The organism is Gammaproteobacteria bacterium (assembly GCA_003696665.1).
Classification (GTDB): domain Bacteria; phylum Pseudomonadota; class Gammaproteobacteria; order Enterobacterales.
On the sequence record RFGJ01000150.1, the window covers coordinates 1 to 8,724 of the forward strand.

The window sequence follows — 8,724 nt, forward strand, 5'->3', positions numbered from 1 at the left end:
ACTCAGCGGTACCTCGACCGTATTCAGAATGTCATGTGTATCTTTCGAATTTTCATCTAGGTACAACAGGCCAGTGGCAATTTCTCCATCCTGTCGGCACGCTTCCATATACTGAATGGCTTTGAGCCGATCTCGCACATCCAGATCGGGAGCGGCTTTTCTAAGCGCCAACTGTGTCCCATCGTGCAACTGCACCATCTCCACTGTGCCTTCTGACTGCTCCAATGTAATGGTTTCTCGCGGCGGCACCAGATCAATAGTGCCTGTGGCTTCCATGTGGTCACGCACCCAATCATAGCTCTTAGTAGAATTGGGTGTGTTATTGAAAGTCACACACGGTGAAATCACATCTATCAGCGCGAGTCCATGATGATGCATCGCCGCTTTGAGCAAAGGCACCAGCTGGCGCTTGTCACCACTAAAACTGCGCGCCACAAAAGTTGCCCCTGCCTGAATGGCCAGTGCACACAGATCAAACGACTCAAAAGGATTGGGTGTGCCTTTCTTGCTGACCGAGCCCCGATCTGCCGTGGCCGAATCCTGTCCTTTGGTCAGCCCGTAACATCCATTATTCATCACAACGTACACCATGTTGAGATTACGCCGCACCACATGCATGAATTGGCCCATGCCAATTGAGGCCGTGTCGCCATCACCCGACACACCAATATAAATGAGATCACGGTTGGCCATATTGGCGCCTGTGGCCACAGAAGGCATTCTTCCGTGCACCGAATTAAACCCATGCGAACGGCCTAAATAATAAGCCGGTGTTTTGGAGCTGCAGCCAATGCCTGACAGTTTGGCCACGCGATGCGGCTCAACCGGCAACTCAAAACAGGCTTGTGCGATGGCGGCTGAAATTGAATCATGTCCACAACCGGCGCACAGCGTGGATAAAGCGCCTTCATAAGCACGCTTGTCGTAGCCCAACGCATTTTTGGGTAGCTCGGGATGTCTGAAATTCGGTCGAAAGTAGGTCATTGCACAACCTCCGTGCGCTGCTTGTCCTCGGTCGCAACGGCCATGGCCGCCTCCAAAGCCTCCTGAATAAAGCTGGCCGTTATCGGTTGGCCGTTATAATGCAGGATAGGCGTCAGGTGTGATGGCGACACACCAAGTTCATTGACCAATAAAGTGCGCATTTGCGCATCTCGGTTCTGTTCAATCACAAAAACCTGTTCATGCTTTTCGATAAATGCACGCACGTCGTCAGAGAATGGAAAGGCCCTTAGGCGCATTTCATCCAGCATTACGCCTCGTTCTGCCAGTTTCGCCATGGCTTCACGCGCTGCATCTGTCGTGGTTCCAAAATACACCACCCCTACGCGGGCATTTCGTTCCACGATTTCTGGTGTGGGCATCAGTGTCTTGGCGGTCTCCCATTTGCGCGCCAGTCGCTCCATCGAACGCTGGTACGCATCACTGTCCTCGGTATAGCGGGCAAATTCGTCATGGGACGAGCCACGCGTGAAGTACATACCCTTTTCCGGATCAGTGGCCGGCAAAGTACGGTAACCAATGCCGTCACCATCGACATCCTGATATCGCCCCCATGGCTGTTTGAGTTCACGAAGCGCTTCGGCATCCAGCACCTTCCCTCGATCGTATTGTCGCTGGTCATCCCATTGGAGCGGTTCACACAGATGATCATTCATGCCCAAATCAAGATCGGACAATACAATCACTGGTGTTTGTAAGCGATCAGCCAAATCAAAACTCAAGGCCGTCATCTCAAAACACTCAGTCGGCGTGGCCGGTAACAAAAAGGGATGCTTGGTGTCGCCATGCGATGCATAAGCGGCAAGCAGGAGATCGCCTTGTTGCGTCCGGGTTGGCATGCCGGTGCTCGGTCCCACACGCTGGACGTCGATCAATACGGCTGGAATTTCCGCAAAATAGCCTAAGCCCAGAAACTCGCTCATCAGAGACACACCAGGGCCGGAGGTGGCGGTAAATGCACGCGCGCCCATCCACGTCGCCCCCATGACCATGCCCATCGCCGCCAATTCATCTTCTGCTTGGACAATCGCGAAACGATGTTTACCAGTGTCAGAGTCAATACGCAGTTGACGACAATATTTTTCAAAGGCATCCACCACCGATGTGGACGGGGTGATCGGATACCAAGCCGCCACTGTCGCACCACCGTAAATCGCCCCAAGCGCGGTGGCCGTGTTGCCATCCATCATTATTTTGTTGCCAACTTTATCAAGTGGCACCACGCGAATTTGACAAACGTCAGCATAATGCTTCGCGGCATAATCGTAACCCAGTTGTAACGCATGATGGTTTGGCGCGATCAGTTTTGGCTTTTTCGCAAATTGCCGCTCAATGGACTGAAAGAAGACCTCCAAGCCAATGTCCAACAACGACGCCAATGCGCCAACGTAAATAATGTTTTTGAATAACTGCCGTTGGCGGGGATCGGAAAAATTGGCATTCACGAGCTCGGTCAGTGGAATGCCCATCACCACGATGTCATCACGGGTGAAGTCAGGTGGCAGCGGCTTGGTGCTGTCGTATATGAAATAGCCGCCTGGCAACAAGGTTTCGTAGTCTTGTTTCAGTGTTTGACCATTAATGGCCACGACCATATCCACGCCACCACGCCGTCCTAGGTAACCCTCCCCAGACACGCGCACTTCGTACCAGGTCGGCAGTCCCTGAATATTTGAAGGAAAGATATTTTTGGGGCTGACAGGCACGCCCAATCGGTAGATTGCTTTGGCAAACAGATTATTGGCGGAAGCAGAGCCGGTGCCATTGACATTGGCAAAGCGAATGACAAAGTCATTCACAGCTTGAATCGGTTTCATGGGTTCATCCTGCTTTAGTCACGCTATACAAGAACTTCTGCATGTCCCACGCCGAGGTTGGACAGCGCTCAGCACAAAGACCGCAGTGCAAACAAACGTTTTCATCTTTCACCATGACGCGCCCGGTCTTGAGTGTGTCCGACACATAAAGTGGCTGGTCAAGGTTACGTGCCGGGATAATGAGACGTTCACGCAGTTCAGACTCCTCAGCGTTTTCAATAAAGTTGATACAGTTGGTCGGACAAATGTCGGTGCATGCGTCACATTCAATACAACGTTCTCGATCAAAAACGGTTTGCACATCGCAGTTGAGACAACGTTCAGCCTCAAGATAGGCTTGCTTTCTGTCAAAGCCAAGCTCAACTTCAAGATCCAGCTGCTTAAGTGATGCTTCTTTCGGCGCATGCGGTACCTGATAACGATCGTCATCGACCACATGCGAATCATAGGTCCACTCGTGAAAGCCCATTTTTTGGCTGATTAAACTCACTTGCGGCGCCGGACGATCATGCACATTCCGCCCTTCACAATACAGATGAATGGATACCGCCGCCTGGTGTCCATGTGCCACCGCGGTAATGATGTTCTTCGGCCCGAACGCTGCATCGCCGCCAAAAAACACGTTCGGGAGCGTTGATTGCAAGGTCGTTTCATCCAGCACCGGCAAACCCCAATCATTAAACTCAATCCCGATGTCACGCTCGATCCATGGAAATGCATTTTCCTGACCAATGGCGATCAGCACATCGTCACAGGGCATGGTCACCAGGGGCTCCCCGGTCGGAATCAGGTGACGCTTACCCGTTTCATCATATTCAGCGCGGACTTTTTCAAATGTCATACCTACCAGGCGGCCATTTTCCACCACAAAGGCCTTAGGCACATGATTGTCGATAATCGGGATGTCTTCCTTGAGCGCATCTTCTATCTCCCAAGGCGATGCTTTCATTTCGGCGCGTGGCGAACGAACGACGACACGCACATCTTCCCCCCCCAGTCGTCGCGCCGTGCGGCAACAGTCCATTGCCGTATTTCCGCCCCCTAGCACCAACACGCGGCGACCAATGCGTTTCACATGGCCAAATGCCACACTGGCCAGCCACTCAATGCCAATATGTACATTGGCATCCGCCTCCTGACGGCCCGGCAAGTTGGCCAGATCGCGCCCACGCGGAGCGCCGCAACCAACAAAAACCGCATCATAACTCTCTTGGAGCAGCGCTTTGAGGCTATCCACGCGTTTTTGAAAGTGCGTGATCACCCCCATGTCTAGGATATAACCCACCTCCTCGTTGAGAACGCGCTCAGGCAACCGAAAGCTCGGGATCTGGCTACGCATAAAACCGCCTGCTGCTGCCTGCTCATCATAGAGATGCACTTCATAACCAAGCGGCATCAGATCACGCGCCACCGTCAAGCTCGCTGGCCCAGCCCCAACAAGGGCAACTTTCTTACCATTCTTCTTTGTCGGTATCGCTGGCAATCGTTTTCGAATGTCGGTTTTGAAATCGGCTGCCACTCGCTTGAGACGACAAATGGCCACCGGCTCTTCGTCCACGCGTCCACGCCGGCAAGCTGGCTCACATGGACGGTCACAAGTGCGCCCCAATACCCCAGGAAATACGTTAGATTCCCAATTCACCATATAGGCGTCGTCGTAACGGCCTTGGGCGATCAATCGGATATATTCTGGTACCGGCGTATGGGCAGGACACGCATATTGGCAATCAATCACGCGGTGAAAATACTCTGGATCACGAATGTCGGTCGGTTTCACAATTCAAGAATCCCTGGTTGTCACTGCACAAATAAAGTAAAGCCCCTCAAAGAAGGGCTTCCATTGTAAACGATTTTATTGTACTGCGATACGTTACGTCCAATGATGGTATGCGTTTAGAGCGGATTGCCGCTCCACCATGGGTCAGGGCCGCAACCGAGTGCCGTGGGCCTACGTTAGCACGGCTTACCTGTGTCGCTCCCCCTTCCCGAAAGCCTGAGGCACGGCGGGCAACGACCGTGCCACAGGCTTCATATGGTCAATCTAAGCCGCGACTCCACAATAAACGAATGACTAATAAAGAATACGAGCGCGAATGGTGCCGGGAACGGCTTTCAAATCATGGAGGATGCTCTCATCAGATTGGCGATCAATGTCTGTGACCACATAGCCAATGTGTTTTGATGTTTGTAAGTACTGACCAACTATATTGATATCTCGCTTCGAGAACAACTCGTTGATCTGGCTGAGCACCCCTGGCTGGTTGTGGTGAATATGCAAAATACGAAATGCGTTTTCTTGTTGCGGCAGCCCGACCTGTGGGAAGTTGACGGCCCCGGTGGTGGTGCCGGTGTTGCTATACGCGATGAGTTTTTCCGCCACTTCTATGCCGATATTGGCTTGGGCCTCTTGGGTACTGCCGCCGATATGAGGCGTTAGCAGGACGTTATCGAATTCACATAGTGGCGATTCAAATGGTTCTTGATTAGAGGTCGGCTCCTTAGGGAAAACATCTATCGCCGCGCCCCGCACATGTCCACTTTTTAACGCATCGACAAGTGCGGCCACGTCGATGACATGGCCGCGTGAGGCATTGATAATCGCCACGCCAGGTTTCATCATGGCGAGCGTTTCAGCATTCACCATATGGCGGGTCTCAGGTGTGGCTGGCACATGAAAGGTCACTATCTCAGCGCCGTTGACCGCCTCTTCGAAACTTTGACAACGCACAGCATTGCCCAAAGCCAATTTGTTCGCAATATCGAAGAAGCGAACACGCATCCCCAAAGCTTCCGCCAAAACACCCACCTGCGAACCGATATGACCATACCCAATGATCGCGACTGTTTTGCCTCTGACTTCATACGCATTGGCCGCAGACTTCAGCCATTGGTGGCGATGTGCCGCAGCATTTTTTTCGGGAATGCCACGCATAAGCATCACCATTTCAGCCACGACCAATTCGGCAACGCTTCTTGTATTGGCAAACGGCGCATTAAATACAGGAACGCCCCGCTTTTCAGCTGCCTCAAGATCAACCTGATTGGTGCCGATGCAAAAACAACCGATCGCCAGTAGATTCGGTGCGGCCTCAAGTATCTGTTCCGTCAGCTGCGTCCGCGAGCGGATACCGATAAACCGCGCGTTTTTCAGGACAGTTGCCAACTGTTCGGGCGGTAAGGCTTTTTCGTAACATTCGACATGTGTATAGCCGTCTGCTTCAAACATGTTTTTCGCATTAGGATGAATCCCCTCAAGCAAAACGACCTTCATTTGAGACTTGTTATAGGAGGTTCTTTTCATCGCGGTTCATCAGGTTTGTGGGCTCTTTGACAGCATACGATGAATCTGGCGCGATGAAAAGAGGTCAGACCAGAAGGCCTGCCTGAGCAGGCCTTCTGGAAGCACACGTTCAACGCCTTCCGTCGGTAATGCCTTCTGCTTTGATGGAATTTGCCATAGAGTCTTGCTTGGCATCCTCCAAAGCATCAACAGCCTGGCGCCGTTCTTGCTCCCACTCTTCTTGTGTTTTGCAGATGGTCCGACGAAAATGAGAGCCGACACTGGCCATCCGTCGACAGCGAAGCTTGCCCTGATTGGCATCGGCTTGCGCCACCGTTTTCGTTTCTTCCGATGGCGACTTCGTCACTTGTGGATTTTGGGCACAAGCCGCAAGCCCTAAACTGATAGAAGCCACCAAGGCTATTTTGAATTTATACATTCCCTGACTCCTTTATGTTTCAATGTCTCATCATCCGTGGCGTGGCGCGACGAATGACCATGCTGATCTCAGTCAAGATCACACCTACACTATCACACCTTTTGCGACTCGGAAACGATATATTTTCGCCACATAACTTGGATTTTCGACAAATGATGTCACCTTTTCACAGAATGATGCTTTAGCCAAGTGGACAACATCAAAAGCCGCCACAAAACGAGGCTGTGTGCACGATTCGGCACCCGAGGAAGTTTGTCAAGCCACTGTTGCCAACGTTCTGCATCAATATTGAGATCGAAAAAATGTGTCAATCGTGACGAAACGGTAGCGGGTATCAGCCCGGTTTTTTTCATTTTCCAATGAAACTTGGGCCACTGCTGCAGCTCCAACGTCGTGAGAGGATTTCGATCATCAGACATCACATGAAGCAACGCATAGGGCTTGCCGCCTTCTCTTTTCAATGTGGCAGGCACCTGACACGACCATTGCAGCCATTCGTCAGATAGCAGGGATTGCTGCAATGCACCATCCCGCTCGGCAAACGCGGCCGCGATGGCTGGCGATTGGAAAGTCCCCGAAGACCAGCGCCATACCCAGTCAAGGAACGTCATTTGGTCGAGACTGGAGGTGGCCTTGATATGTCGTAACCAGCGCTCACCTTCACTTTGCAGCCAATCCATGGCAGCATCTTCAAGCCCACTGCGCACTGCCAACTGGAGGTACCGGCCAAGGCCGTCTTCAGAAACATCTGGTGCGCCAAAACGTTTCAGCATTTGCGCAACCAACGGCGTTTTACGATTGAGCACAGGACCACCGGCCAGTACGGCGTCAATTCCAACGGTTGTGGCAACCTGGCGTTGAGACTGACGCCCGACCGCCTGTGCCAAATAGGCGTGCACCGCCGTAATATCAGACACGGGCTGATGAAAGCCAGACGCGATTTCATCAAGCTGCATAAGCAGTGTTTCTGCTGTGAGCGGGACATGCTGATGCGGCACCCCATATCTCTCGGTCAATTGTTGGAGACGACGAGGAGGTCGGTAGTCCGCCGATATACTGATGGTCATGGGCTCAAAAACCCCTTCTGCCGCGAGGCGATCAAGCAAAATTTGATCAAGCGGAGAGCCTTGCAGCCACAATAGCCCTTGTTGCTTTTTATACTGCTCGACCCAATCATGCAGTTTTGTCTGGAATTGCTCGATCAGTGGTGCCGCCTCTCCATGCTCCAAATATGAAAAACGAGGCTGCCAGTAATTTTTCCGTACCCATTGTTTACCTTCGAATAAGATCATGCTAGCAGGCGGAATCGATTCTATGCCTTGCCAAAGGGTGAATGGCACCGGCACAACTCCCATCGCGAGAAACAAATGAACCGCGCGCGACTCAATGCTGGCTTCAGCGATTTCTGCCAGCGTGTCAGGCGACGTGGCGATACGCAAACGCCATCGCCCCGTTTTATCCGTCACCAAGTGGTAGTACAGTTTGTAGCGAGCCAGTCGGTCGGTGGCCACGATCAACCGTCGCCGCCGTGCATCCCACAACAAAAATGCAAATCGACCACAAAATCGTCCGGCCACGAACCGGTCCGCGTGCAGGTAGGTTTCGATCAATTGATGTGCCGAAATCACCTTTTGTCCGTGCGCATTGGTGGGCTGCCCCCATAAAATGGCGACCACGGACTCATGTTCGGCCACTTGCATATCTCGGTCATGTTGACACACCGAAATCTCCGGTGGCGCATCACCTTTGCCAATCAGCGTGACGAGCGTACGTTCCTGTTGATTGTTTTTCCTATTCACTGGAGGCGGGGTCTTGATTTCTTCCATAGCCATGCCCAAATCGCCATCAGACCGCTATCTTAACACGGTGTCATACACAGTGACTGTGGTACAGTCCACAAAGTGCCGATTTTCTCACTCTTCGACCCGTGCGTAATTTCTGCGAATTCGTTATAGTGTGAGCCCATTTTGGACATTACATGGACGCTCCGTGAAAAGCCACCAAACACTCGATGCCATCGGCCTACGTTGCCCAGAACCAGTGATGATGGTGCGTTTGACGTTACGCAAAATGGACACAGGGGAAGTGTTGCATGTGTTGGCCGATGACCCATCAACGACACGTGACATTCCAAAATTTTGTCGTTTCATGTCACACGAATTGCTCCGTGCTGAAACAGACTCGCT

7 protein-coding genes are annotated in these 8,724 nt (G+C 52.1%); 1 reads left to right on the forward strand and 6 read right to left on the reverse strand.

Annotation, left to right across the window (positions count from 1 at the left end; all coding sequences use genetic code 11):
* From D6694_04605 to D6694_04630, 6 genes are all read right to left on the reverse strand, one after another.
* On the reverse strand, positions 1-984 hold a 984-nt coding region (locus D6694_04605; protein RMH45488.1), incomplete at its 3' end, for a 2-oxoacid:ferredoxin oxidoreductase subunit beta.
* Positions 981-2,819 carry a 2-oxoacid:acceptor oxidoreductase subunit alpha gene (locus D6694_04610; protein ID RMH45489.1) on the reverse strand — a complete coding sequence of 613 codons (1,839 nt, stop codon included), beginning with the start codon at positions 2,817-2,819 and terminating at the stop codon, positions 981-983. The genes D6694_04610 and D6694_04605, both read right to left, overlap by 4 nt.
* 4 nt (positions 2,820-2,823) lie before the next feature.
* Positions 2,824-4,596: a 4Fe-4S dicluster domain-containing protein gene (locus tag D6694_04615; protein RMH45490.1), complete on the reverse strand. Its 1,773-nt coding sequence runs from the start codon at positions 4,594-4,596 to the stop codon at positions 2,824-2,826.
* Between the two features lie 294 nt (positions 4,597-4,890).
* Entirely contained in the window at positions 4,891-6,120 is a 1,230-nt protein-coding gene (locus D6694_04620) for a phosphoglycerate dehydrogenase (GenBank protein RMH45491.1), read from the reverse strand.
* 109 nt (positions 6,121-6,229) lie between these two features.
* Positions 6,230-6,538, reverse strand: coding sequence for a hypothetical protein (locus D6694_04625; protein ID RMH45492.1), 309 nt, complete (start codon positions 6,536-6,538; stop codon positions 6,230-6,232).
* Between the two features lie 158 nt (positions 6,539-6,696).
* Positions 6,697-8,370 carry a hypothetical protein gene (locus tag D6694_04630; GenBank protein ID RMH45493.1) on the reverse strand — a complete coding sequence of 558 codons (1,674 nt, stop codon included), beginning with the start codon at positions 8,368-8,370 and terminating at the stop codon, positions 6,697-6,699.
* A gap of 157 nt (positions 8,371-8,527) precedes the next feature.
* Between D6694_04630 and tusA the strand changes: the two genes are divergently transcribed.
* Positions 8,528-8,724, forward strand: a 197-nt coding sequence (gene tusA, locus D6694_04635) for a sulfurtransferase TusA (protein ID RMH45494.1), incomplete at its 3' end; no start/stop codon positions are given.